At 68.7% G+C, this 21,847-nt stretch carries 23 protein-coding genes and 1 pseudogene; 10 read left to right on the top strand and 14 right to left on the bottom strand.

What is annotated here, in order from left to right; translation table 11 throughout:
* Positions 1-3 precede the first annotated feature (3 nt).
* Positions 4-936 (bottom strand): iron-containing redox enzyme family protein, encoded by a 933-nt coding sequence (locus ACO06I_RS23750; protein ID WP_421935087.1) that lies wholly within the window; start codon positions 934-936, stop codon positions 4-6.
* Between the two features lie 122 nt (positions 937-1,058).
* A complete protein-coding gene (locus tag ACO06I_RS23745; RefSeq protein ID WP_421935122.1) occupies positions 1,059-2,042 on the bottom strand; it encodes a polyprenyl synthetase family protein in 984 nt (327 codons plus the stop codon).
* Positions 2,043-2,208: 166 nt separating this feature from the next.
* Here ACO06I_RS23745 and ACO06I_RS23740 point away from each other — a divergent pair, with 166 nt between their 5' ends.
* The gene (locus ACO06I_RS23740; protein ID WP_421935086.1) at positions 2,209-2,949 is read left to right on the top strand and encodes a tRNA1(Val) (adenine(37)-N6)-methyltransferase; all 741 of its coding nucleotides are present in this window, start codon (positions 2,209-2,211) and stop codon (positions 2,947-2,949) included.
* 12 nt (positions 2,950-2,961) lie between these two features.
* Here ACO06I_RS23740 and ACO06I_RS23735 read toward each other — a convergent pair whose 3' ends face one another.
* A complete protein-coding gene (locus ACO06I_RS23735; RefSeq protein WP_304700299.1) occupies positions 2,962-3,246 on the bottom strand; it encodes a zf-TFIIB domain-containing protein in 285 nt (94 codons plus the stop codon).
* Between the two features lie 358 nt (positions 3,247-3,604).
* On the opposite strand from ACO06I_RS23735, the gene ACO06I_RS23730 reads away from it, so the two are divergent.
* Positions 3,605-4,282: a retropepsin-like aspartic protease family protein gene (locus tag ACO06I_RS23730; RefSeq protein WP_421935085.1), complete on the top strand. Its 678-nt coding sequence runs from the start codon at positions 3,605-3,607 to the stop codon at positions 4,280-4,282.
* An 80-nt stretch (positions 4,283-4,362) separates the two neighbouring features.
* Positions 4,363-5,304 carry an isopenicillin N synthase family dioxygenase gene (locus ACO06I_RS23725; protein WP_421935084.1) on the top strand — a complete coding sequence of 314 codons (942 nt, stop codon included), beginning with the start codon at positions 4,363-4,365 and terminating at the stop codon, positions 5,302-5,304.
* 57 nt (positions 5,305-5,361) lie between these two features.
* On the opposite strand, the gene ilvC is transcribed toward ACO06I_RS23725, so the two are convergent.
* Together ilvC and ACO06I_RS23715 are read right to left on the bottom strand one after the other, a co-directional pair.
* Positions 5,362-6,381 (bottom strand): ketol-acid reductoisomerase, encoded by a 1,020-nt coding sequence (gene ilvC / locus ACO06I_RS23720; protein WP_421935083.1) that lies wholly within the window; start codon positions 6,379-6,381, stop codon positions 5,362-5,364.
* Between the two features lie 168 nt (positions 6,382-6,549).
* Positions 6,550-7,362 (bottom strand): RcnB family protein, encoded by an 813-nt coding sequence (locus tag ACO06I_RS23715; RefSeq protein WP_421935082.1) that lies wholly within the window; start codon positions 7,360-7,362, stop codon positions 6,550-6,552.
* A gap of 147 nt (positions 7,363-7,509) precedes the next feature.
* Between ACO06I_RS23715 and ACO06I_RS23710 the strand changes: the two genes are divergently transcribed.
* Complete coding sequence (locus ACO06I_RS23710) at positions 7,510-8,052, top strand: DUF924 family protein (RefSeq protein ID WP_421935081.1); 543 nt, start codon at positions 7,510-7,512, stop codon at positions 8,050-8,052.
* 3 nt (positions 8,053-8,055) lie between these two features.
* On the opposite strand, the gene ACO06I_RS23705 is transcribed toward ACO06I_RS23710, so the two are convergent.
* Together ACO06I_RS23705 and ACO06I_RS23700 are read right to left on the bottom strand one after the other, a co-directional pair.
* Positions 8,056-8,196: a hypothetical protein gene (locus ACO06I_RS23705; RefSeq protein ID WP_421935080.1), complete on the bottom strand. Its 141-nt coding sequence runs from the start codon at positions 8,194-8,196 to the stop codon at positions 8,056-8,058.
* Between the two features lie 230 nt (positions 8,197-8,426).
* Positions 8,427-8,705 (bottom strand): hypothetical protein, encoded by a 279-nt coding sequence (locus ACO06I_RS23700; RefSeq protein WP_421935079.1) that lies wholly within the window; start codon positions 8,703-8,705, stop codon positions 8,427-8,429.
* Between the two features lie 138 nt (positions 8,706-8,843).
* Here ACO06I_RS23700 and ACO06I_RS23695 point away from each other — a divergent pair, with 138 nt between their 5' ends.
* The 4 genes from ACO06I_RS23695 to ACO06I_RS23680 all read left to right on the top strand — a co-directional run bounded on the left by ACO06I_RS23695 (position 8,844) and on the right by ACO06I_RS23680 (position 13,006).
* The gene (locus ACO06I_RS23695; RefSeq protein ID WP_421935078.1) at positions 8,844-9,692 is read left to right on the top strand and encodes a thymidylate synthase; all 849 of its coding nucleotides are present in this window, start codon (positions 8,844-8,846) and stop codon (positions 9,690-9,692) included.
* A 130-nt stretch (positions 9,693-9,822) separates the two neighbouring features.
* Positions 9,823-10,338, top strand: a complete 516-nt coding sequence (locus ACO06I_RS23690) for a dihydrofolate reductase (RefSeq protein WP_421935077.1) — start codon at positions 9,823-9,825, stop codon at positions 10,336-10,338.
* Between the two features lie 86 nt (positions 10,339-10,424).
* Positions 10,425-11,336, top strand: a complete 912-nt coding sequence (locus tag ACO06I_RS23685) for an SMP-30/gluconolactonase/LRE family protein (protein ID WP_421935076.1) — start codon at positions 10,425-10,427, stop codon at positions 11,334-11,336.
* A gap of 65 nt (positions 11,337-11,401) precedes the next feature.
* Positions 11,402-13,006 (top strand): acyl-CoA synthetase, encoded by a 1,605-nt coding sequence (locus tag ACO06I_RS23680; protein ID WP_421935075.1) that lies wholly within the window; start codon positions 11,402-11,404, stop codon positions 13,004-13,006.
* Here the strand turns inward: ACO06I_RS23680 and ACO06I_RS23675 are convergent.
* Together ACO06I_RS23675 and ACO06I_RS23670 are read right to left on the bottom strand one after the other, a co-directional pair.
* A pseudogene (locus ACO06I_RS23675) lies at positions 13,003-13,407 on the bottom strand (GFA family protein). The gene ACO06I_RS23680 and the pseudogene ACO06I_RS23675 overlap by 4 nt on opposite strands.
* A 207-nt stretch (positions 13,408-13,614) precedes the next feature.
* The gene (locus ACO06I_RS23670) at positions 13,615-14,715 is read right to left on the bottom strand and encodes an NADH:flavin oxidoreductase (RefSeq protein ID WP_421935074.1); all 1,101 of its coding nucleotides are present in this window, start codon (positions 14,713-14,715) and stop codon (positions 13,615-13,617) included.
* A 205-nt stretch (positions 14,716-14,920) separates the two neighbouring features.
* Between ACO06I_RS23670 and ACO06I_RS23665 the strand changes: the two genes are divergently transcribed.
* On the top strand, positions 14,921-16,198 hold the full coding sequence (locus tag ACO06I_RS23665) for a cytochrome P450 (protein ID WP_421935073.1): 1,278 nt from the start codon (positions 14,921-14,923) through the stop codon (positions 16,196-16,198).
* A 263-nt stretch (positions 16,199-16,461) separates the two neighbouring features.
* A complete protein-coding gene (locus ACO06I_RS23660) occupies positions 16,462-17,685 on the top strand; it encodes a PLP-dependent aminotransferase family protein (RefSeq protein WP_421935072.1) in 1,224 nt (407 codons plus the stop codon).
* 137 nt (positions 17,686-17,822) lie between these two features.
* On the opposite strand, the gene ACO06I_RS23655 is transcribed toward ACO06I_RS23660, so the two are convergent.
* From ACO06I_RS23655 to ACO06I_RS23635, 5 genes are all read right to left on the bottom strand, one after another.
* On the bottom strand, positions 17,823-18,974 hold the full coding sequence (locus tag ACO06I_RS23655; RefSeq protein ID WP_421935071.1) for a serine hydrolase domain-containing protein: 1,152 nt from the start codon (positions 18,972-18,974) through the stop codon (positions 17,823-17,825).
* The gene (locus tag ACO06I_RS23650; protein WP_421935070.1) at positions 18,971-20,194 is read right to left on the bottom strand and encodes an acyl-CoA dehydrogenase family protein; all 1,224 of its coding nucleotides are present in this window, start codon (positions 20,192-20,194) and stop codon (positions 18,971-18,973) included. Before ACO06I_RS23650 ends, ACO06I_RS23655 begins: the two co-directional genes overlap by 4 nt.
* Before the next feature lie 11 nt (positions 20,195-20,205).
* Positions 20,206-20,493, bottom strand: coding sequence for a putative quinol monooxygenase (locus tag ACO06I_RS23645; protein ID WP_421935069.1), 288 nt, complete (start codon positions 20,491-20,493; stop codon positions 20,206-20,208).
* Positions 20,494-20,731: 238 nt separating this feature from the next.
* Positions 20,732-21,019 (bottom strand): hypothetical protein, encoded by a 288-nt coding sequence (locus ACO06I_RS23640; protein ID WP_421935068.1) that lies wholly within the window; start codon positions 21,017-21,019, stop codon positions 20,732-20,734.
* Between the two features lie 102 nt (positions 21,020-21,121).
* Positions 21,122-21,820, bottom strand: coding sequence for a TerB family tellurite resistance protein (locus tag ACO06I_RS23635; RefSeq protein ID WP_421935067.1), 699 nt, complete (start codon positions 21,818-21,820; stop codon positions 21,122-21,124).
* Between the last annotated feature and the right edge of the window lie 27 nt (positions 21,821-21,847).

Here is a 21,847-nt window from a genome sequence, read left to right as displayed (position 1 = left end):
CCTCTACTCCGCCGCGTAGACCAGGGGATGGGCGTGGGCCCAGAGGTGGGCGCGGTAGGTTTCGAAGCACTGCTCGCCGCAGATCAGGCGCATGACCGCGCCCTCGGCGATGTGCCGGGCGCAATCGGGAGTCTCGGCGACCAGGGGAGCCAGGGCCTCGGCGTTCCAGGCCCGGGAGTGCTCGATGTCCAGGTGGGCGTGCAGGGCGAAGTACTTGCGGCCCTCGGGACTGACCCCCAGGCGCTTGAGGCCCGCGTCCACCGCCCCCACGCGGGTCGGGGCGGTCAGCTCCACGACGCCCAGGGCGCCGATCGACTGGTAGGTATATCGTCGGGTCGTGGCGAAGGCCGTCATCACATTGGCCAGGCACAGGGACTGCCACAGGGTGGAGTCGATGGTGGGCGACAGCTCCAGGCCCTTGGTGGTGCGCTCCAGCATCGGGCCGTGCATGCCGCCCTCATGGCCGCGGCCCATCTCGTCCCAGTAGTTGCGCGCCAGCTCCAGCTTCGGCCGGGCCGGCAGCTTCACCTGCGTCATCGCGACAAGGTCGTCAAAACCCGCCTCGCCGGCGGCCTCCTGGGTCAGGAACCAACGCATGTCGTGGATGCTGGCCTCGTTCTCGAGCCAGGCGAAAAGCGGGTCCCATTGGCCGGGCCCGGAAACCTTCAATTCCTCGAACCAGGCAAGGAAGCCGTCCGGGTCACTGGGGACATCGGCCACCAGGGGCGCGACATGCTCGCGGAAGGCCTCGATGTACGAGCCCTCGAAATGCTTCATCCGCGCCTCTTCGGCCACCTCGGCGCGCCAGTCGTCGGACGGCGTGGCCACCGCCAGCCGGCGATGGTTCCAGTGGGCCAGCCCCTTGTGCAGGGTCTCGGCGTCGGGAAACTGCGGATTGAAGGCGCCAAGGCGCGCCAGACGTTCACCACCAAACACGAAACACACTCCCTCTTGGCCAGTAGGAGCGTGCGAACGGAAAGAGGGTTCCTAAGCCGGATTCCCGACCAAACCCGCCCCCCGGACGCGCGATGCGGGGACAGTCTAGCTCAGATCAGGCCTCAGCGCAGGCGGCTGACGGCGAAGTCGGCCAGGTCTTCAAGGGCCGGGCGCCAGCTGTTGCTGGCGGAGAATTCGCAGAGCGCGCTCTTGGCCTGTCCCGCATAGTCGGCGGCCAGGTCCAGGGTGGCGTCCAGGGCGCCGGCCCCGGTGATCAGGTCGCGTGCGCGTTCGAAGTCGCCGTCCACCTGCTCCAGGCGCGCCACGGCCCGGTCCCAGAAGGCCTTCTCCGCCGCGCCGGTGCGGGCGATGCCCAGCAGCAGGGGCAGGGTCGCCTTGCCTTCGCGGAAGTCGTCGCCGGGGTTCTTGCCCAGGTCCTTGCTGATCCCGCTGTAGTCCAGGCTGTCGTCCACCAGTTGGAAGGCGACGCCCAGGTCCTGGCCGTACTTGCGCAGGGCCTCGCAGCGTTCGGGGCTGGCGCCGGCCGAGACCGCGCCGGCCTCGGCGGCGGCGGCGAACAGTTCGGCGGTCTTGGCCTTGATGATCTCCAGGTACATCTCCTGGGGCAGATTCAGGTCATGGGCGCGGGTCAGCTGCAGCACCTCGCCCTCGGCGATGACCCGGCTGGCGCGGGCCAGGATCTCCAGGGCGGCCATGGAGCCGGCCTCCACCATCAGTTCGAAGGCGCGGGCGAACAGGAAGTCCCCCACCAGCACGCTGGCCGGGGCGCCCCAGATCAGGTGGGCGGCGACCTTGCCGCGCCGAAGCTCCGAGGAATCCACAACGTCGTCGTGCAGCAGGGTGGCGGTGTGGATGAACTCCACCGCCGCCGCCAGCTTCAGGCAGGAATCGTCCGTCGCGCCCGACAGGCGCGCCGCGGCGATGGTGAGCAGGGGGCGCAGCCGCTTGGCCGAGCCGCCGATCAGGTGTTCGGCGAGGGCGGGGATGACCGCCACCGGGCTCTGCATCCGGTCGCGGATCAGGGCGTCGACGCCGGCCATGTCGGGGCGCGCGAGGTCCAGCAGACCATCAATGGAGACGGGCATTCGGACGACCGGGGCGCTGACTGCGGCCACGAGGACTCCTGATCAGGGGCGGCGAGACGGGGGGACGTCGCCGTTTGCGGGGACAATGGTGACGCGATAAGGCACGGTCAAGGACAGCACAACGCCCCACCGACCCGATATGGCGATTAGGAGTCCGCGACCCGACATGGAGGCCACACCTGAGGACCGCCTGCTGGACGGCCGGGTGCGCCTGCGTCAGGCCCTCGGCGGCTATCGCGCGGGGATGGACGCGGCCCTGCTGGCGGCGGCATGCGACGCCGCTGACGGGGCTCGGGTGCTGGAGGCCGGCTGCGGCGTGGGCGGGGCCCTGCTGGCCGCGGCCGCCCGGCGGCCAGGGGCGATCTTTGCCGGCATGGAGCGCGATCGCGGTGCGGTGGCCCTGGCCCGCGAGAACGTGGCGCTGAACGGAATGGACGAGCGGGTGCGCATCTGGGAGGGCGATGTCGCCAAGCCGTTCAAGGATCTCGGCTCCCCCACCTTCGACGCGGTGATGGCCAATCCGCCCTATTTCGACGATCCCGCGGCCCTGCGCGCGCCGGCGGCGGCCAAGCGTGGCGCCTGGATGGCCGACGGCGGGCTGACGGCCTGGACCGCCTTCCTACTCAAGGCGGTCCGCGAGGGTGGGACCATCACCTTGATCCACCGCGCCGACCGCCTGGCCGACATCCTGGCCCTGCTGGCGCCTAAGGCCGGCTCCTTCCAGATCCGCCCGATCCAGGCCCATGCCGACGCCCCGGCCAAGCGGGTGCTGGTCCGGGCCATCAAGACCGGCAAGGCCCCGCTCGCCCTCCTGCCCCCCCTGGTCCTGCACCCCCGCGAAGGGGCCAAGCACACCGACGAGGCCGAGGCGATCCTGCGCGGGCAGGCGGGGCTCTCGTGGCTGTGAGGCCCTCGCCGCTCAGTCGAAGATATCGAACAGGTCGAACCGCTTCTTACGGCGGTGCGCAGGGTGGCGGTCGTCGTCATCGTCATCCCAGTCGCGCCGCGGGCGCTCCGGTTCGCGCCACATGCGCGCCGGGCCCTCCTGGGCCGGGGCCTCGCCGCGGCCGGCGGCGATCAGCTTCTCCAACTCCCCCCGGTCCAGCCAGACCCCGCGGCAGGCGGGGCACATGTCGAACTCCACGGCCTGCCGGCTGACGGCCGACATCGAGGTGTTGCAGTTGGGGCAAAGCAGAAGAGGCATCGTCGCGGGGCTCCATCACATCAAGGGATGGGTGCGCCCGAGTCCGGAACCGAGGGATGGGGGGCCAAACCTTCTAGGACCCGGCATCGAGCGCACCCGATGCAGTCCGACATCACGATCCGCTCGGGGAGGAGAGCTGAGGATCGCCAGAGGGGCCCGGCCTGCGCCCCAGACCTAGGAAGGCCGCCCGGTCTTGAAAAGGGGGCGGCCGCGATCTTCGGCGAGTTTTTTTCAGGCCACCTTGGATTAGTCTGTCGCCGGGTCGGTGGAGGGGTGGGCGATGTCAGAAGGCGGCGGGCCATGGGAGGTCAGAAACCCCGAGCCGGCGCGGCCGCCCGGCGCGCGTCGGCGCCGGGTGATGTGGATCTTCGCCCTGCTGGTCCTGCTCGGCGGGGTGCGCCTGCTCTTCGCGGCCTTCCCCGGCGCGGTGAGTTCGCCCGAGGACTGGGCCTGGGTCGCCTGGGGCGTGCTGCTGATGGCCATGCTCTCGACCTCCCTGCTGTCGCGCAATGTCCGCTGGGGGCAGACCGCGCGTCACGCCGGCATCTGGGCGGCCATCGTGGCCGTGCTGGTCCTGGGGGTCACCTATCGCAGTGAGTTGGCCGGGGTCGGCCAGCGGGTGCGCATGCAGTTCTCCTCCTCCTACCCCGTCGCCGTCAGTCCGCACGAGCTGGTGGTGACCCAGGGCGACGAGGGCGGCTTCTTCGTCATGGGCATGGTCAACGGCCAGCGCGTCCGCTTCCTGGTGGACACCGGCGCCACCGACACCGTGCTCAGCCCCGCCGACGCCAAGCGGCTGGGGATCGACCTGGAAACGCTCACCTTCGACAAGACCGCCGAAACCGCCAACGGCATGGGCTATGGCGCGGCCTTCACCGCCGACAGCCTGGCGGTGGGCTCCATCGCCTTCTCCGACATGCCCCTGGTGGTCAACCAGGCGCCCATGTCGAGCTCCCTGCTGGGCATGACCTTCCTGCGGCGGCTGGAGAGCTTCCAGGTGAAGGGCGACAAGCTCTACCTGGTGGCCCGGGATTGACGGCCCGCTCGCCCGAGCCTCGCCTTTCCCGGTCCACCTGCTAGAGGAACCCCCGAACGCGATATTGCAGGGACCCCGCCATGGACGACCGCCAGACCGTGCCGGTCATCGACCTGGCCGCCCCGCCCGCGCAGGTTCGCGAGCAGCTGGCCCGAGCCTGCGCCGACTGGGGATTCTTCCATCTCGTCGGCCATGGCCTCGATCCCGCCCTGCTGGCGGCGGTGATGGACGAGGCGCGCGGCCTGTTCGCGGCGCCGGCGGCCGACAAGCGAGCTTTGAGCCGCAGCCGCGACAACCCCTGGGGCTATTACGACCGCGAGCTGACCAAGAACCGGCGCGACAAGAAGGAGATCTTCGACATCGGGCCGGACGCCGCGGGCCTTGCGCCCACCGACGACGCCTTCACCGGCGCCACGCCCTTCCCGCCCTGGCGCGGCGCCTTCGAGCCCACCGCCCGGACCTATGTCTCATCCTGCGAGGCCCTCTGCCTGCGACTGCTGCGGGAAATCTCCCTGGGCCTGGGCGCGCAGGCCGAGGCGCTGGCTCCGGCCTTCGACGGCGTCCACACCAGCTTCCTGCGGCTCAACCACTACCCCACCCGCGATCCGATGGCGGGCGAGGCCGCCGAGCCCGCGGGCCTGGGCATCCATCACCACACCGACGCCGGGGCGCTCACTGTCCTGCTCACCGACGGCGTCCCCGGCCTCCAGGTCCTGAAGGACGGGGTCTGGCGCCCGGTCGATCCGGTCCCGGGCGGGCTGATCATCAATGTGGGGGACATGATCCAGGTCTGGTCCAACGACGCCTATCAGGCGCCGCTGCACCGGGTGCTGGCCATGGAGGACGGCGAGCGGTTCAGCCTGGCCTACTTCTTCAACCCCGCCTATTCGGCCGTCATCCGCCCGCTCCAGACGCCGCGCCGATACCGCGACCTGCCCTGGGGCGAGTTCCGCCGCCGCCGGGCCGACGGCGACTTCGCCGACTACGGCGCCGAGGTGCAGATCAGCGACTACCGCGCATAGAAAGAGGGGCCGGACCCAGGTCCGACCCCTCCTGTCTTCCTGACGGTCGCCGCGGCCCTAGTTGCGCGCGGTGTCCACCAGCTTGTTCTTGGTGATCCAGGGCATCATGGCGCGCAGGCGGGCGCCGACTTCCTCGATCTGGTGCTCGGCGCCGCGGCGGCGGGTGGCCTTGAAGCTCGGCGCGCCGACGGCGTTCTCCTGCATGAAGTCGCGCACGAAGCGGCCCGACTGGATGTCCTCCAGCACGCGCTTCATCTCGGCCTTGGTGTCCGGCGTCACGATGCGCGGGCCGGTCACGTACTCGCCGTACTCGGCGGTGTTGGAGATCGAGTAGTTCATGTTGGCGATGCCGCCTTCGTAGATCAGGTCCACGATCAGCTTCACCTCGTGCAGGCACTCGAAATAGGCCATCTCGGGCGCGTAGCCCGCCTCGACCAGGGTTTCGAAGCCGGCGCGGATCAGTTCCACCAGCCCGCCGCACAGCACGGCCTGCTCGCCGAACAGGTCGGTCTCGCATTCCTCGCGGAAGGTGGTCTCGATGACCCCCGAACGGCCGCCGCCGATGGCCGAGGCGTAGGCCAGGCCGAAGTCCTGGGCGTTGCCCGTCGGGTTCTGGTGGATGGCGATCAGGCAGGGCACGCCGCCGCCCTTCTGGTACTCGCCGCGCACGGTGTGGCCGGGACCCTTGGGGGCGATCATCAGCACGTCGATGGTCGACTTGGGCTCGATCAGGTTGAAGTGGATGTTCAGGCCGTGGGCGAACAGCAGGGCCGCGCCGTCCTTGATGTGGGGCGCGATCTCTTCGTTATAGATGCCGCGCTGCAGCTCGTCGGGCGCCAGCACCATGATGGCGTCGGCCCAGGCGGCGGCCTCGGCGACGCTCATCACCTTCAGGCCGTCGGCCTCCACCTTCTTGGCGGTGGCCGAGCCGGGGCGCAGCGCCACAACCACGTTCTTCACGCCGGATTCCGACAGGTTCAGCGCGTGCGCGCGGCCCTGGGAGCCGTAGCCTACAATGGCGATCTTCTTGTCCAGGATGCGGGCGAGGTCGGCGTCGCGGTCGTAGTAGACGCGCATGGTCATTCTCCTGAGGACGAAGGTCGCCACGACGTCGCGCAACGGCGCCGCAGCAAAGGCGGGGCTTTGCAGCGGAATTTTGCGCGAAGGTCAAGCCGAACGGCCACTTGCAGGACATTTCGCCCCGCCTGGGAGCCCCTCCCTCCCCCAAAGGGGAGGGAGGTCAGATCACCAGAAGACGTCGTAGATCACCTGGACCACCCGACCGGAGAACATGTCCACCAGCAGCACGTCGTCGCCGACCCGCACGTACTCGTAGCCGATGGGCGGGATCGGCAGGCCGTAGGACCACCAGTCGTTCAGCCGGTATTGGCTGCTCCACCAGGGCCGCGGCAGCATGTCGCCATAGCTCCAGCTGCGGATGTAGAAGCCCGACGGAGGGCGATAGGCGTAGCCGCGGTAGCGCTGATGGCTGCGATAGGTCTGGCCATAGTGGCGCTGGTCGTAGCGGGGGCGCGGCTGCCGGTCGGGCCGCCAGTTGCGGTCGCCGCCATTGGCCCAGCCCCGGTCGCCCCAGTTGCGGTCGCGATCGCCTCGGTCGTTGCGGTCGTTGCGATCGTTGCGATCGTCATGACGGCGATCGTTGGACTGGTTCTGCCAACCTTGACCCTGCCAGCCCTGGCCCTGGCGCTGGCCGGAACCCTGCCAGGTCGTGCCCCCGCCGCCACGGCGGTCGGGCTGGGTCGTGGCCGGCGGGGTCTGGGGGCCGCGATGGCGATCGCCCCCCTGCCAGGACTGGCCGCTGGGGGCCGGCGCCGGGGCCGCTGCGGGCGCCGCGGGCGCCGGGGCCGGCGCGGCGGGCTGCGGCGCGGGACGGGCGTTGTCGGGATTGTTGCGCGTGCTGGCGCGCATGGCGGGGTTGTAGCCGCCGTCGTCGCGGTTGGCGCGGCGATGCTCGCCGCCGTCCTCCTGGGCGAACGCCGCCGAGGCCGTCGAGGCCAGCAGCGCCAGCGCCAGAGCGCCCCTGATCACCGTCTTCATGTCACTGTTCTCGCCTGGCCGCGCGCGGCCGTGGATGTCCCTTGGAATTCGTTAATGAGCGGCGCTGTGTGAACCGCGCTTGAACGGAATCTCGCGCCAACCGACATAGGCTTCAAAGAGCGAGCCGACGCGCTTCCGGAGACCCCCATGCCCGCCACACCGCACGACATCACCGGCTTCTGGCGCGCGGCGGGGCCCAAGAAGTGGTTCGCCAAGAACCCCAACTTCGACGCCGCCATCCAGCTGAAGTTCGAGCCGGTCCACTACATGGCCGCCCTGGGCCGTCACGACAAATGGATGGAGAGCGCCGAGGGATCCCTGGCCCTGCTGATCCTGCTGGACCAGTTCCCGCGCAACCTGTGGCGCAACACCGGCCACGCCTTCGCCACCGACGGCAAGGCCCGCCAGATCGCCCGACACGCGGTGGCCACCGGCCAGGACCTGGAGATCGAGCCCCTGCTGCGGCCCTTCATGTATCTGCCCTTCGAGCATTCGGAGGACCTGGCCGACCAGGAGGAGAGCGTGCGCCTCTGCACCGCGCTCGGCGATGCCGAGACGCTGAAGTTCGCCGTCCTGCACCGCGACATCATCGTCCGGTTCGGCCGCTTCCCGCATCGAAACGCCTGCCTCGGGCGCACGACCACGCCCGAAGAGCAGGAATTCCTGGATGAAGGCGGTTTCGCCGGCTGAGCCCTAGTGGTTCATCTGCTGGGAGTTCTGGCTCTCGATGAACTGCTCGCGCTCCCGCTCCTGGCGCGCCTCCAGCTCGGCCTTGTCGTAGCAGACCCGCTTGGTGAAGCGGGTGCCCGTGGTGGTCTCCTCACGGCAGATCATCTTGATCCGCTTCTCACCCGGCTTCAGGGGCGCGGAGACGGGCGTACGCTCGACCGCCGCCGGGGGCGCGGGAATCGGCGCAGGCGTTTGTTCATCCGCGGCGCTGAGCGCGGCGGCCATAAGCAACACGAGAATCATGGAACCCCCAGACTGGAACTCTACTCAAGGTTCCACGGCGCCTGGGGGGAGGCAACCTCAGATACGTTAGGAGGCGAGCTTCCCGCCTGACGTTAGCGGCCGCGGACGTCCGAGAAGGCCGACTTCATGGCCATCTGGCGCATGGCCTCCTGATCTTCCTCGGCGCGGCGCTTCCAGTCCTCCAGGGACAGGCAGGTGCGCTTGGTCAGGCGGGTGCCGGTGGGGGCGTCCTCGCGGCAGATCATCTTGATCCGCTGCTCGTTCTTCTTCAGCGGCGCGGCGACGGGCAGGGTCTCGGCGGCGACGGTCGCCGCGGGCGGTTGGTCGGAGCCGCTGAGCGCGGCGGCCATGAGCAGGGCCAGGATCATCATCAGTCCCCCAGAGCAGAATGTGGGACTAGTTTTCTACGTTCCCGACTTATCCGCAACCTTGATGCCCCCGCGGCGCATTGGCCCTTGGCGCGAATCACCTGGTTGCGCGACGCTCGCCTGATAAATCGGCACATCCTGATGAACGCCCTGACCGCCCAACGCCTGCCGCAAGCCCTCACTGCTCCGGAGCATCCGGAACGGCAGTACCTCGACCTGCTGGCCGACATCCTGGAGAACGGCGTCCAGCGCGGCGACCGCACCGGTACCGGCACGCTCGGCGTCTTCGGCCGCCAGATGCGGTTTGATCTCTCCCAGGGCTTCCCCCTGCTGACCACCAAGAAGCTGCACCGCAAGTCGATCTTCGTGGAGCTGCTGTGGTTCCTGCGCGGCGACACCAATGTGCGCTGGCTCCAGGAACGCGGGGTTTCCATCTGGGACGAATGGGCCGCCGAGGACGGCGAGCTCGGCCCCGTCTACGGCAAGCAGTGGCGCTCCTGGACCGCCCCGGACGGCCGGGTGATCGACCAGATCGCCGCGGTGGTGGAAAGCCTCAAGACCAATCCCGACAGCCGCCGTCACATCGTCTCGGCCTGGAACCCGGCCGAGATCGAGGACATGGCCTTGCCGCCCTGCCACTGCCTGTTCCAGTTCTTCGTCGCCGACGGCAAGCTGTCGTGCCAGCTCTACCAGCGCTCCGCCGACGTCTTCCTCGGCGTGCCCTACAACATCGCCAGCTACGCCCTGCTGACCATGATGATGGCCAAGGTCGTGGGCCTGGAGCCCGGCGAGTTCGTCCACACCCTCGGCGACGCCCACCTCTACCTCAACCACCTGGACCAGGCCCGCGAGCAGCTTTCCCGCGATCCCCTGCCCCTGCCGCGCCTCGAGATCGCCGACAAGGCCGACCTGTTCGCCTTCGACTACGAGGACTTCAAGCTGCGCGGCTACAAGGCCCACGAGAAGATCGCCGCGCCGATCGCGGTGTGAGCCGCTTCCTCTCCGCGCCACTCCAACCGTCATCCTAGGCCTTGTGCCTAGGATGACGGAGCGGGTTGGGACGGCGGGCCTGGGATGACGAGTGTGGTTGTTGAGGCCGGAGTCACGCTAACCTCTCCCCATGACAGCCATCCTCACCGCCGGCCCCATCGCGCGCGCCTCCAACGGCGTCATCGGACGCGCCGGCCACCTGCCCTGGCGGCTGAAGACCGACCTGGCCAACTTCCGCGCCGTGACCATGGGCAAGCCGGTGATCATGGGCCGCAAGACCTGGGAGAGCCTGCCCAAGGCCCCCCTGCCCGGCCGCACCAACATCGTGCTCTCCCGCGATGGCTCCTTCGAGCCCAAGGGAGCCCTGGTCTGCGAGGAGCTGAGCGAGGCGCTGTCCATCGCCCGCGAGCAGGCCGAGGAGGACGGCCAGGACGAGTTCTGCGTCATCGGCGGCGCCTCCCTGTTCGAGCTGGTCCTGCCGCGCGCGCGCCGCATCTACCTCACCGAGGTCCATGCGGAGGTCGAGGGCGACGTGGTCCTGAAGGGGTTCGACGAGGGCCAGTGGAAGGAGGTCCGCAGGACCGACCATCCCGCCGGCGAGGACGACGAATATCCCTTCACCCTCCGCGTGCTGGAGCGCCGCTGATCTCTCCACCCGAACTTTCGTTAGGGGCTGGCCTCCCGTCGCGGCAACGCCGACATTAGTGTCAGAAAATAACGGGGAGAGAACTCATGGACATGCAGCTCGTCGCCGAGGGATTCGAATTCCCCGAAGGCCCCATCGCCATGAACGACGGCTCGGTGATCCTCACCGAGATCAAGGCCCAGCGCCTGACCCGCGTCACGCCGGACGGCCAGAAGACCACGGTGGTGGACACCGGCGGCGGCCCCAATGGCGCGGCCGTCGGCCCCGACGGCGCCATCTACATCACCAACAACGGCGGCTCCTTCGAATGGATCGACAATGGCGGCCTGACCATTCCCGGCCCGACGCCCGCCAGCCACACCGGCGGCATGATCCAACGGTTCGATCTGGCCACCGGCAAGCTGACCACCCTCTATGACGCCTGCGACGGCAAGCGGCTGATCGGGCCCAACGACATCGTCTTCGACAAGTCCGGCGGCTTCTGGTTCACCGACCACGGCTGCTCCACCCCCGAGGGCCGCAAGTTCGGCGCGCTCTACTACGCCAAGACCGACGGCAGCCACATCAGCCGCCAGCGTGACCACCTGATCTCCCCCAATGGCGTGGGCCTCTCGCCGGACGAGAAGGTGGTCTATGTGGCCGACACCAATCTCGGCCGCCTCTGGGGCTTCGACGTCGCCGAGCCGGGCGTGCTCGCCCCGCCCGCCGGCTTCGCGCCCGGCCGGGTGATCGCCAACATGCCGGGCTACCAGCTGTTCGACAGCCTGGCGGTGGAGGCGTCGGGCAAGGTCTGCGTGGCCACCATCATCAATGGGGGGATCACCGCCATCGACCCGGACGGGACGCACGAGCACTTCGCCTTCCCCGACCTGATCGTCACCAATATCTGCTTCGGCGGCGCCGACATGCGCGACGCCTGGGTCACCTGCTCGGCCACCGGCAAGCTGTTCAAGGCCCGCTGGCCGCGGCCGGGCCTGAAGCTGAACTTCAACGCCTGACGCGGCCACGAACTGAATTTCGACATCCGGCGCCACGAGCGTCGGAGCGACAAGGGAGCGAGACCATGGGCTGGAATTTCGGAGACATCCTGGACGCGGTCGGCGGCGCCGTTCCGCCCGAGGCGCCGGCCTTCATCCATGGCGAGCGGGTGATCAACTGGGGCGAGGCCAACCAGATCACCAACAGCCTGGCGCGGGCCATGATCGCCCGCGGCGCCCAGCCCGGCGATAAGATCGCCCTCTATATGCGCAACCGGCCGGAATACCTGCTGGCGGTCGCCGCCGGGTGGAAGGCGCGCCTGACCCACGTCAACGTCAACTACCGCTACACGCCCCAGGAGGTCTGGTACATCTTCGACAATTCCGACGCCCAGACCGTGGTCTATTCGTCGGAATTCCGCGACGCCGTCGCCGAGATCCGCCCCCGCCTGCCGAACGTGAAGACCTGGATCGAGGTCAGCGAGACTGGCGACATCGCCCCCTTCGCCGAGAACTTCGACACCCTGGGCGCCGAGGGCAATGGCGGTCCGCTGGATATCCAGCGCTCCGGCGACGACCAGTTCTTCATCTACACCGGCGGCACCACCGGCATGCCCAAGGGCGTGATATGGACCCACCACGACCTGCGCGAGATCACCCTGGCCCCCGCCCGCATGATGGGCCCGGTCCCGGAGACCATCGAGGAGCTGGCCGCCGCCACCCGCGCCACGGGCCCCGGCGGCCGCATCCTGCCCGCCCCGCCCCTGATGCACGGCACCGGCCTGCTGACCTCCATGGGCGCCATGATGGCCGGCGGCTGCGTCATCACCCTGGAAGGGCAGACCTTCGACCCCGTCGAGCTGCTGGAGGCCATCGACCGGCACAAGCCCCAGTCCCTGGTCCTGGTGGGCGACAGCTTCGGCAAGCCCCTGCTCAACACCCTCAACGCCAACCCCGGCAAGTACGACCTCTCCAGCATCGCCGCCGTGGTCTCCTCGGGCGTGATGTGGAGCCTGGAGGTGAAGCAGGGCCTGCTGGAGCACATGCCCGGCGCCATGCTCAACGACGCCTTCTCCTCCTCCGAGGCGCTGGGCATGGGCGCGTCGGTGATGATGAAGGGCGGCGAGGCGCCCACCGCCAAGTTCATGCTGGGCGGCCGCTGCAAGGTGTTCGACGAGAACGACCAGCCGGTGGAGCCCGGCTCCGGCGTGTCCGGCATGATCGCCATCAAGGGGCCGAACCCGCTGGGCTACTACAAGGACGACGAGAAGACCGCCCGCACCTTCCGGGTCATCGATGGCGAGCGCTACTCCATCCCCGGCGACTGGTGCCTGGTGGAGGCCGACGGCACGCTCACCCTGCTGGGCCGCGGCAGCGCCTGCATCAACACCGCCGGCGAGAAGGTCTTCCCCGAGGAGGTCGAGGAGGCCCTGAAGACCCACCCCTCCGTCGAGGACGCCCTGGTCATCGGCCTGCCCGACGAGAAGTGGGGCCAGTCGGTCACCGGCGTCATCCGCCTGACGGAGGGCGCGAGCCTGGAGGAGGACGCCCTGCGCGCCCACGTCCGCCTGGCCCTGGCCGGCTACAAGACCCCCAAGCGGATCGTCGCCACCACCGAGATCCTCCGCGCCAGCAACGGCAAGGCCGACTACCCGACGGCCAAGTCGATCGCCGAGACGGCGCTGGCCTAGCCGTCGCCGAGGATCGCCCGACGCCGCGCCAGGCCGTCGGGCGACCACTGGGTCGCCATGTCGTAGAAGATCTCGAACTCCGGGGCGCCCTCGGTCTTCACCCAGGGCAGCTTGGAGCGGGTGAAGATGTGGGCGTCCGGCGGGAAGGCCGAGGGATCGTCCAGGGTCGCGACCCGCACGAACCGCAGCTTCGGCCGCCCGCCATAGTCGGACCAGAGGCTCGTGCCGCAGGCTGTGCAGCGATAGACGTCGTGGGGCCGCCCGCTGTCGGTGGGCATGCGGGTGGGCGCGATCTGGCCCTACCGGACCTCGATGCGGTCGGTCTCGATCAGGCCGTTGATGACGAAGGCCGACCCCACCTGCCGCTGACAGTCGCGGCAGTGGCAGCAATTGACGAACATCGGCGCGCTGGTGAGCCCATACCGAACCGCCCCGCAGGCGCAGCCGCCTTCGAACATCTTCCCCTCGTTCGTCATCCTCGGGCTTGTCCCGAGGATCCATGATCACCGCTCGCGCCGCGGGAGCGCAAGCGGTCCCGCGGCGGACACGTCCCGCCGCGGAGATCATGGATGGCCGGGACAAAGGCCCGGCCGTGACGGCTTTGGGATCTAGTAAAGCACCCCCATGGCCGACCGCTCGAAGCTCTTCAGCTCGTCATTGCGGCCTTCCTTGATCTTCAGCACCCACTCGGGATCCTGCAGCAGGGCGCGGCCCACGGCCACCAGGTCGAAGTCGCCGCGCTCCATCCGGCGCTCCAGCTCGTCCAGGGAGGCCGGCTGCGAGGCCTCGCCGCCATAGGCCGCGATGAACTCGCCCGACAGGCCCACGGAGCCGACGCTGATGGTGGGAACCCCGGTCAGCTTCTTGGCCCAGCCGGCGAAGTTGAGGTCCGAGCCCTCGAACTCGGGCTCCCAGATACGGCGCTGCGAGCAGTGCAGGATGTCGGCGCCGGCGTCCACCAGGGCGCCCAGCCAGGCCTCCATGGCCTTGGGATCGTGGGCCAGGCGGACGGTGTAGTCCTGCTGCTTCCACTGGCTGATGCGGATGATCACCGGGTAGTCGGGGCCGACCGCCTTGCGGACCTCCTTCAGGATGTCGGCGGCGAAGCGGGCGCGGCCCGGCAGCTCCTTGGAGCCGTAGGCGTCCTCGCGGACATTGGTGCCCTCCCAGAAGAACTGGTCGATCAGGTAGCCGTGGGCGCCGTGCAGCTCGATGGCCTCGAAGCCCAGGGCCTTGGCGTGGGCGGCGGCCTCGGCGAAGGCGCGGATGGCGTCGGCCACGTCCTCGTCGCTCATGCCCTCGCCGAATTGCTTGTCGGGACGCGACAGGCCCGACGGGCTGTCATAGGGGCCGGCCGGGGTGAATTCGGGGTCACGGGCGCGCACCGCGCCGACGTGCCAGAGCTGGGGCGCCATGACGCCGCCGGCCTCGTGCACCGCGTCGATCACCCGCTTCCAGCCGGCCAGGGCGGCCTCGCCGTGGAATCGGGGGACATTCTTGTCGTTGACCGAGATCGGCCGGTCGACGCCGGTCCCTTCAGAAACTATGAGCCCGACCTCGGCCGCCGCACGGCGCTTGTAATAGGCCACCACATCATCGGTGACGACGCCGCCGGGGGAGAAGGACCGCGTCATGGGAGCCATGACGATACGGTTCTTGAGGTGCAGGCCCTTGAAATCAAAGGGCTTGAAGAGGGCGTCGGCGGCCATGGGCGCTCCGGGTCAAACGATTGTTCGAGAAGCCCCAGCTAAAGCACGGTCGTGCGCTTCCGTCTGTGCAGTTTTTCTGGGCGCCGCGCCGGTTCACCTAGGGGCAGTTCGCGCAGGCGCCCTTGCCTTGAAGCGCGGCCTCAAGCATTCTTGTCTGAACAGTGATAAGATAGCCGGACCAGACGGCATCTGCGGAGGACATCCTATGAGCGACGGCGCGATCGATCTGAAGGCGGAGGCTCGGGCCAAGGCCTATGCGATGCCCCTTGAGGAGATCAACGTCACCGACGTGGAGCTTTGGCGCGCCGACGCCATGTGGCCCTACTTCGAGCGCCTGCGCAAAGAGGACCCGATCCATTACCACCCCGAGGGCCAGCACGAGGACGGGCCCTTCTGGTCGGTGACCAAGTACAACGACATCATGGCGGTCGACACCAACCACGAGGTCTTCTCCTCGGAGCCGGCGATCACCATCTTCGACCCCAAGGAAGACTTCACCCTTCCGATGTTCATCGCGATGGACCCGCCCAAGCACGACGTTCAGCGCAAGACCGTCAGCCCCATCGTCTCGCCGCATAACCTGCAGGAGCTGGAGCCGCTGATCCGCTCGCGGATCTGCAACACCCTGGAAAACCTGCCGATCAACGAACCCTTCGACTGGGTGGACCGGGTCTCGATCGAGCTCACCACCCAGATGCTGGCCACCCTGTTCGACTTCCCCTTCGAAGAGCGGCGCAAGCTGACCCGCTGGTCCGACGTGGCCACCGCCGGCCCGGAATCGGGCCTGTTCAGTTCCGAGGATCCCGAGGTGGTCGACGCCGAACGGAAGATGGAGCTGTTCGAGTGCGTGGACTACTTCAGCCGCCTCTGGGCCGAACGAGTCGCCCAGCCGCCCAAGGCCGACCTGATCTCCATGCTGGCCCACGGCGAGGCCACCAAGGACATGGATCGCATGGAGTATCTGGGGAACCTGATCCTGCTGATCGTCGGCGGCAACGACACCACCCGCAACTCCATGACCGGCTCGGTCCTGGCCCTGAACCAGAACCCCGACCAGTACCAGAAGCTGCGCGACAACCCCGACCTGGTGCCTTCCATGGTGTCGGAGACCATCCGCTGGCAGACCCCTCTGGCCCACATGCGCCGCACCGCCACCCGGGACTTCGAGCTTGGCGGCAAGACCATCAAGAAGGGCGACAAGGTCATCATGTGGTACGCCTCGGGCAACCGGGACGATGAGGTGATCGACAACCCGAACGCCTACATCATCGACCGCGAACGCCCCCGCCAGCACCTGTCCTTCGGCTTCGGCATCCACCGCTGCGTGGGCAACCGCCTGGCCGAGCTGCAGCTGAAGATCCTCTGGGAAGAGATCCTCAAGCGCTTCCCCACCATCCAGGTGGTGGAAGAGCCCAAGCGCGTGCCCTCGAACTTCGTGAAGGGCTACGAGCGCATGATGGTGACCATCCCGTCCAAGAACTAAGGGCCGTCATCCCGGACGGCCGACAGGCCGATCCGGGGCCCAGGGGCCCAGCGCGCCACCCCTGGGTCCCGGCTCTCCGCTTCGCTGCGGCCGGGATGACGCGACTGTTTTCATCTCGCGCCCAGCGCGCTAAGACGCCCTCATGAGCACGATCTCTCCCCGCCTCGTATGACGCCCCTGTCCTGATCAGGTGAGCCGCCGCGCCCCCGCGCGGCGAACAGGGCCTCGGGCCCAGGCGAGACGAAACGAGAGACGAGACCCTCATGACCACACCGACCCCCGACTGGGCCGCGCGCTTCTCCCAGCGCATGGCGCGTGTCCGCGCCAACGAGATCCGCGAGCTGCTGAAGCTGCTGGATCAGCCCGACATCCTCTCCTTCGCCGGCGGCATTCCCGACCCCGGCCTGTTCCCGGCGGCCCGCATCCAGGCCGCCTATGACGCCATCCTCTCCGATCCGGCCCAGGCCGCCGTGGCCCTGCAGTATTCGGTGAGCGAGGGCTACCTGCCCCTGCGCCGCTGGATCGCCGAACGCATGGCGCTCTACGGCGTCCCCTGCGACGAGCACAACATCATGATCACGGCGGGCTCGCAGCAGGGGCTCGACCTGCTGGGCAAGCTGTTCCTCACCCGCGGCGACACGGTGATGGTGGCCCGGCCCACCTATCTGGGCGCCCTGCAGGCCTTCAACGCCTACGAACCCGACTACCTGGACCTGCCGGCCGGCGCCCTGGACGGCGAGGCCGACACCGAGGCCCTGATGGCTGGCCGCGCGGCCCATCCCCTCGGCTATTTCGTCCCCGACTTCGCCAACCCCACCGGCGAGAGCCTGACCCTGGCCCAGCGAGAGGCCCTGCTGGACCTGGCCCAGACCCTGGACATGACCCTGATCGAGGACGCCGCCTATCGCGAGCTGCGCTTCGACGGCGAGCCCCTGCCCACCGTGCTCGCCCTGGACATCGCGCGCACCGGCTCCATCGAGGCCGCCCGCACCCTGTTCTGCGGCACCTTCTCCAAGACCATCTCGCCGGCCCTGCGGATCGGCTGGGTCTGCGGTCCCCGCGCGGTGATCGAGAAGCTGGTGCTGCTGAAACAGGGCAGCGACCTGCACGTCTCCACCCCCAACCAGATGGCCGCCTACGGCGCCGTGGCCGAGGGCTATGAGCAGCACCTGGGCATGCTGCGCACCGCCTATGGCGCCAAGGCCCACGCCACCCTCCAGGCCCTGGAGCGCCACATGCCGCCCGGCGTCACCTGGTCGCGGCCGGAGGGCGGCATGTTCGTCTGGCTGTGGCTCCCCGACGGCATGGACGGCAAGGCCCTGCTGGAGCGCTCGCTGATCGAGGAGCGGGTGGCCTTCGTGCCGGGCGAACCCTTCTTCGCCGAGGTCCCCGCCGCCAACGCCATCCGCCTCAGCTATTCCCTGCCGACCCACGCGCAGATCGAGGATGGCGTGGCGCGCCTGGCCCGGCTGATCGCGCGGTCGTAATTCCTCCCCCTTCGGGGGAGGGGGACCGCGTCGCGGTGGAGGGTGTTAGGACGGCGGCAAGGCTCAAGCCCCCTCCGTCTCGCCGCCTTCGCCAGCGATCCACCTCCCCCGAAACGCGCTACGCGCTGGGGGAGGAATTAGTCCAACCCGTAGGCGCCGCGCTCCAGCGCCTTGAACAGCGCCAGCACCTCGGGATCGGCGAAGGGCAGCAGCTGGGTCATCAGCACCCCGCCCTGCCCCGCCTCGGGATCGGCCCAGTAATAGGTGTTGGCCAGGCCCGCCCAGGACAGGCTGCCCGCGCCGCGGCCGTCGCCGGTGGGCTCCGGGGTGACCATGGTCGCCAGCCCGTGGCCCACCTCCATGTGCGGATAGAGGTCGAAGTCGTTGCTCATGTTCGGCATGGTCGAGATGAGCATCCCCGCCCGGTGGCCAGCGGTGTGGGAGTCCCTGAGGCCGCGCAGGGTCTCGGGCGAGATCACCCCGCCCCCGTCGGTTCCCAGCAGCATCCGCAGGAACCGGGCATAGTCCGGGGCGGTCGAGTAGAGCCCGCCCCCGCCCGACAGCACCTCGGGATCGGCCGGCATGCCGAAGGGGATGGGAATCAGGGCGCCGTCCGGCCCGCGGACATGGACGCTGGCCTTGCGCGCCGCCTGCGCCTCCGAGAGCGCGAAGCCCGTGTCGCTCATGCCCAGGGGCGTGAACACGTGGTCCTTCAGATAGGCGTCCAGCCGCTGGCCGCTGGCCGCCTCGATGACGATGCCGGCCCAGTCGATGCCGATGCCGTAGATCCAGCCCTGGCCGGGATCGAACATCAGCGGCTGGCGGTGCGCGGCCCGGCTTCCGGAATTGGGGTCCATCGCGCCCTCGGTCTGGGCGTGGGCCATCAGGCCCGGATGGCTGAAGGGGTAGGCGAAGCCGGAGGTGTGGGTCAGCAGTTGGCGCAGGGTGACGAATCCCTTGGCCGGCCGCAGCCTGGCCTTGCCGCCGGTGACATCCTCCAGGACCTGCAGGTCCTTCAGGTCCGGCAGCAGCTCGCCCAGGTCCCCATCGAGGCTGACCTTGCCCTGCTCCACCAGCCGCAGGGCCGCCACCGAGACGATGGCCTTGGTCATCGAGGCGATCCAGAACACCGTCTGGGCGTCCATCGCCGCCGGCTGTCCCGCGGCCCGCGTTCCGGCGGCGTGTTCGTAGGTCACCCCGTCCCGGTCGGTGACCAGGGCCACGGCTCCGGCGATCCTGCCGTCCGCCACAGCCTTGGCCAGGGCGGCCTCGAAGGCCTGGAAGCTCACAACCCCAAGACCATCTTGGCGATGATGTTGTGCTGGATCTCGTTGGAGCCGGCGTAGATCGAGGTCTTGCGGTAGTTGAAGTACATCGGCGCCACCGTGGCGGCGTAGTCCGGACCCGCCCGGGGCTCGTTCCGCTCGCCGCGGAGCTCGGCGAAGGTGTCGCGCACGAAGGGTTGGGCGTAGATCCCCGCCGCCTCCAGGGCCAGTTCGGTGATCGCCTGCTGGGCTTGGCTGCCCTCAAGCTTGAACATCGACGACGCCGCGCCCATCGCCTCGCCCGCCGTGCGCGCGGCGAACATCCGCAGTTCGGTGGCGTTGAGCGCGTCGACCTTGATCTGGGTCTCGGTCAGCTTGCGGCGGAAATCGGTGTCGTCCAGCATCCGCTGGCCGCCGTCTGAGGGCTCCACCGAGGCGATGGCCTTCACCTTGGCCAGCATGTTGGTCAGGCCCGGCGCATAGGCGTTGCCGCGCTCGAACTGCAGCAGGTACTTGGCGTAGGTCCAGCCCTGCCCCTCCTCGCCGATCCGGTTGGAAACCGGGACCCGGACGTTCTCGAAGAAGACCTGGTTGATCTCCTGCTCGCCGTCCGGGGGCCCATCCAGGGTCGGCAGGGGGACGATGGTGATCCCGGGCGTCTTCATGTCCAGCAGCAGGAAGCTGATCCCCATCTGGCGGATCGCCTCGTTGGAGGTCCGCACCAGGCAGAACATCCAGTCGGCGTGCTGGGCGTAGGTCGTCCAGATTTTTGAACCATTTAGTACATAATGGTCGCCGTCCCGCTCGGCCTTCATGGAGAGCGAGGCGAGGTCCGATCCGGAGCCCGGCTCGGAATAGCCCTGGCACCACCAGACCTCGCTGGAGAGGATCTTGGGCAGGTGCTGTTTCTTCTGGTCGTCGGTCCCGAAGGCCATCACCACCGGGGCGCACATCCGCACCCCCATGTTGGAGGTGTCCGGCGCCCCGGCCAGCGCCATCTCCATGTCGAAGATGTACTTCTGGGCATGGCTCCAGCCGGTCCCGCCGTATTCGACGGGCCAGTCGGGAGCCATCCAGCCCTTCTCGTTCAGCCGCTTCCACCAGCGGACCTGGCCGGCCTTGTCGATATGGGCGTTCTTGGCCTGGGCCATGTGGGCCCGCATGTCGTCGTCGAAGGCCTGGGCGATGAAGGCGCGGACCTCGTCGCGGAAGGCGAGGTCACCTTGCGAGAAGTCGAGATCCATGCCGACCTCCCCTAAACGCCGTCGAGGTATTCGATCTCGGGACGGCCGCCCATGCAGGGGCCCATCTTGGCGCCGGCGGCCTTGAAATAGTCGGTGCCGCCGTGGGCGGTCAGGGCGTCCTGGTCCTTGTAGAGTTCGAGGACCTTGTAGATCTGGGGATCGGTGCGGCTCTTGGTGAGCTGGTAGGCGACATTGCCGGGCTCATTGGCCCGCACCTGCTTGGCGAGGTCGGTGAAGATCGCCTCGAATTCCGCATTCTTGCCTTCGGCGACCTTCAGGGTCGCGATCACACCGATCATAGCCGTCTTCTCCCAACGCTTGTTTGAGGCGACGGTAGAGGTGGCGATGGAGACGGGCAAGCCCTACGCAGCGTCACTTCCCCCCCTCATCCTAGGCCCTGTGCCTAGGACCCCTCCGTCGGCGACGTTGAGCTACCGGCGCACACAAACGACTCCGCTTCACCGGCGAGAATTCAGAGGTTTCGGCAAGGGTCCTAGGCGCAAGGCCTAGGATGACAGGCTCAGAGCGAAGAGTGGACTACCGCCGCTCGTTCCAGCCGTAAGCGACCCAGTGGTGGCCGCCCATGTTGCGGGCCTCGATGACGCCGTCGTCGGCCCGGGCGTGGGCGGTGCGCTTGGCCCGCAGCGCCAGGCCGGCGAGGGCCAGCAGGGCCGAGGACATCACCGCGATCACCACCACCGTGGCGGCGGCGAACAGGGCCAGGACCGCGCCGATGACGACGGCCGCCGTGGTGGCCAACGCGCCGCCCAGCACCGCGAAGCTGCGGAGCGCCGAACCGTGTTTGCGGGCGAATTCCCTGACCATGGCTTCCTCTGGCGCCGTCTTTTCTGACGGCTAAACAATTATGTCGTTCCGGCGATCCCCGGCGTCAACGCTTCTCAACCGAAAAAAGCGACGAAAGCTTGGTCATGCCACGCCTTCGAGCGCCATCGCCCGCCGTTCACGCATGATTGTATCGAAGGCCGCGTTGATGGAGGCGGCCTTGGCTTCGGCCACCTCGATGAACTCCGAGGGCAGGCCGCGGGCCCGGGCGCGGTCGGGGTGGGCCACCACCAGGGCGCCCTTCCAGGCGCTGCGGACCTCCTCGTCGGGGGCGTCGTGGGGCACGCCGAGCACGCCGTAGGGATCCTCGGCCGAGAGGCCCAGATGCGTGGCCTTCAGACGGCGGAACACCAGGGGCGAGAAGCCGAACAGATGGGCGACGCTCTCCAGATAGGCCAGTTCGTCGGCGGTCACCGCCCCGTCCGAGCCGGCGATGTGGAACAGGCCGTCCAGGACGTCCTCCAGCAGGGCCGGGCAGTTGCGGTAGCGCTTGGCCAGCCGGATCGCATAGCTCTCGTAGCCATGGGTGGTCTGGCGGGCCAGGTCGTACAGGCGGTGGATGTTGCGCTCCGAGGCCGCGTCGGTCTGGAAGACCTGGGCGAAGGCGTCGAACTCGCTGACGCTCACCCGGCCGTCGGCCTTGGCCAGCTTGGCGCCCAGCGCCGTGACGGCGGTCGTGAAGGTGGGATCCTCGCCGGGCAGGCCCGGAGGACACTCGTCGCAGTCTTCGCAACCATCGGGGCGGCGGACGGCGAGCCCAGCAATGTTGCGCCAGAAACTCATGGGAGTATCGACAAGGCTACTTCCGCA

Source organism: Phenylobacterium sp. (assembly GCF_965229015.1).
Taxonomy (GTDB): Bacteria; Pseudomonadota; Alphaproteobacteria; order Caulobacterales; family Caulobacteraceae; genus Phenylobacterium.
Note: the sequence above shows the minus strand (reverse complement) of the source record. Positions and strands in the feature narration are given on the sequence as shown.

Coding starts and splice junctions, on each gene's coding strand:
- ACO06I_RS23700 (WP_421935079.1), bottom strand. CDS start 8,705: ATGATGATCCTGGCCCTGCTCATGGCCGCCGCGCTCAGCGGCTCCGAC.
- ACO06I_RS23635 (WP_421935067.1), bottom strand. CDS start 21,820: ATGAGTTTCTGGCGCAACATTGCTGGGCTCGCCGTCCGCCGCCCCGAT.
- ACO06I_RS23645 (WP_421935069.1), bottom strand. CDS start 20,493: ATGATCGGTGTGATCGCGACCCTGAAGGTCGCCGAAGGCAAGAATGCG.
- ACO06I_RS23725 (WP_421935084.1), top strand. CDS start 4,363: ATGGACGACCGCCAGACCGTGCCGGTCATCGACCTGGCCGCCCCGCCC.
- ACO06I_RS23665 (WP_421935073.1), top strand. CDS start 14,921: ATGAGCGACGGCGCGATCGATCTGAAGGCGGAGGCTCGGGCCAAGGCC.
- ACO06I_RS23710 (WP_421935081.1), top strand. CDS start 7,510: ATGCCCGCCACACCGCACGACATCACCGGCTTCTGGCGCGCGGCGGGG.
- ACO06I_RS23695 (WP_421935078.1), top strand. CDS start 8,844: ATGAACGCCCTGACCGCCCAACGCCTGCCGCAAGCCCTCACTGCTCCG.
- ilvC (WP_421935083.1), bottom strand. CDS start 6,381: ATGCGCGTCTACTACGACCGCGACGCCGACCTCGCCCGCATCCTGGAC.
- ACO06I_RS23670 (WP_421935074.1), bottom strand. CDS start 14,715: ATGGCCGCCGACGCCCTCTTCAAGCCCTTTGATTTCAAGGGCCTGCAC.
- ACO06I_RS23640 (WP_421935068.1), bottom strand. CDS start 21,019: ATGGTCAGGGAATTCGCCCGCAAACACGGTTCGGCGCTCCGCAGCTTC.
- ACO06I_RS23735 (WP_304700299.1), bottom strand. CDS start 3,246: ATGCCTCTTCTGCTTTGCCCCAACTGCAACACCTCGATGTCGGCCGTC.
- ACO06I_RS23730 (WP_421935085.1), top strand. CDS start 3,605: ATGTGGATCTTCGCCCTGCTGGTCCTGCTCGGCGGGGTGCGCCTGCTC.
- ACO06I_RS23680 (WP_421935075.1), top strand. CDS start 11,402: ATGGGCTGGAATTTCGGAGACATCCTGGACGCGGTCGGCGGCGCCGTT.
- ACO06I_RS23690 (WP_421935077.1), top strand. CDS start 9,823: ATGACAGCCATCCTCACCGCCGGCCCCATCGCGCGCGCCTCCAACGGC.
- ACO06I_RS23740 (WP_421935086.1), top strand. CDS start 2,209: ATGGAGGCCACACCTGAGGACCGCCTGCTGGACGGCCGGGTGCGCCTG.
- ACO06I_RS23660 (WP_421935072.1), top strand. CDS start 16,462: ATGACCACACCGACCCCCGACTGGGCCGCGCGCTTCTCCCAGCGCATG.
- ACO06I_RS23685 (WP_421935076.1), top strand. CDS start 10,425: ATGGACATGCAGCTCGTCGCCGAGGGATTCGAATTCCCCGAAGGCCCC.
- ACO06I_RS23650 (WP_421935070.1), bottom strand. CDS start 20,194: ATGGATCTCGACTTCTCGCAAGGTGACCTCGCCTTCCGCGACGAGGTC.
- ACO06I_RS23715 (WP_421935082.1), bottom strand. CDS start 7,362: ATGAAGACGGTGATCAGGGGCGCTCTGGCGCTGGCGCTGCTGGCCTCG.
- ACO06I_RS23705 (WP_421935080.1), bottom strand. CDS start 8,196: ATGATCTGCCGTGAGGAGACCACCACGGGCACCCGCTTCACCAAGCGG.
- ACO06I_RS23745 (WP_421935122.1), bottom strand. CDS start 2,042: ATGCCCGTCTCCATTGATGGTCTGCTGGACCTCGCGCGCCCCGACATG.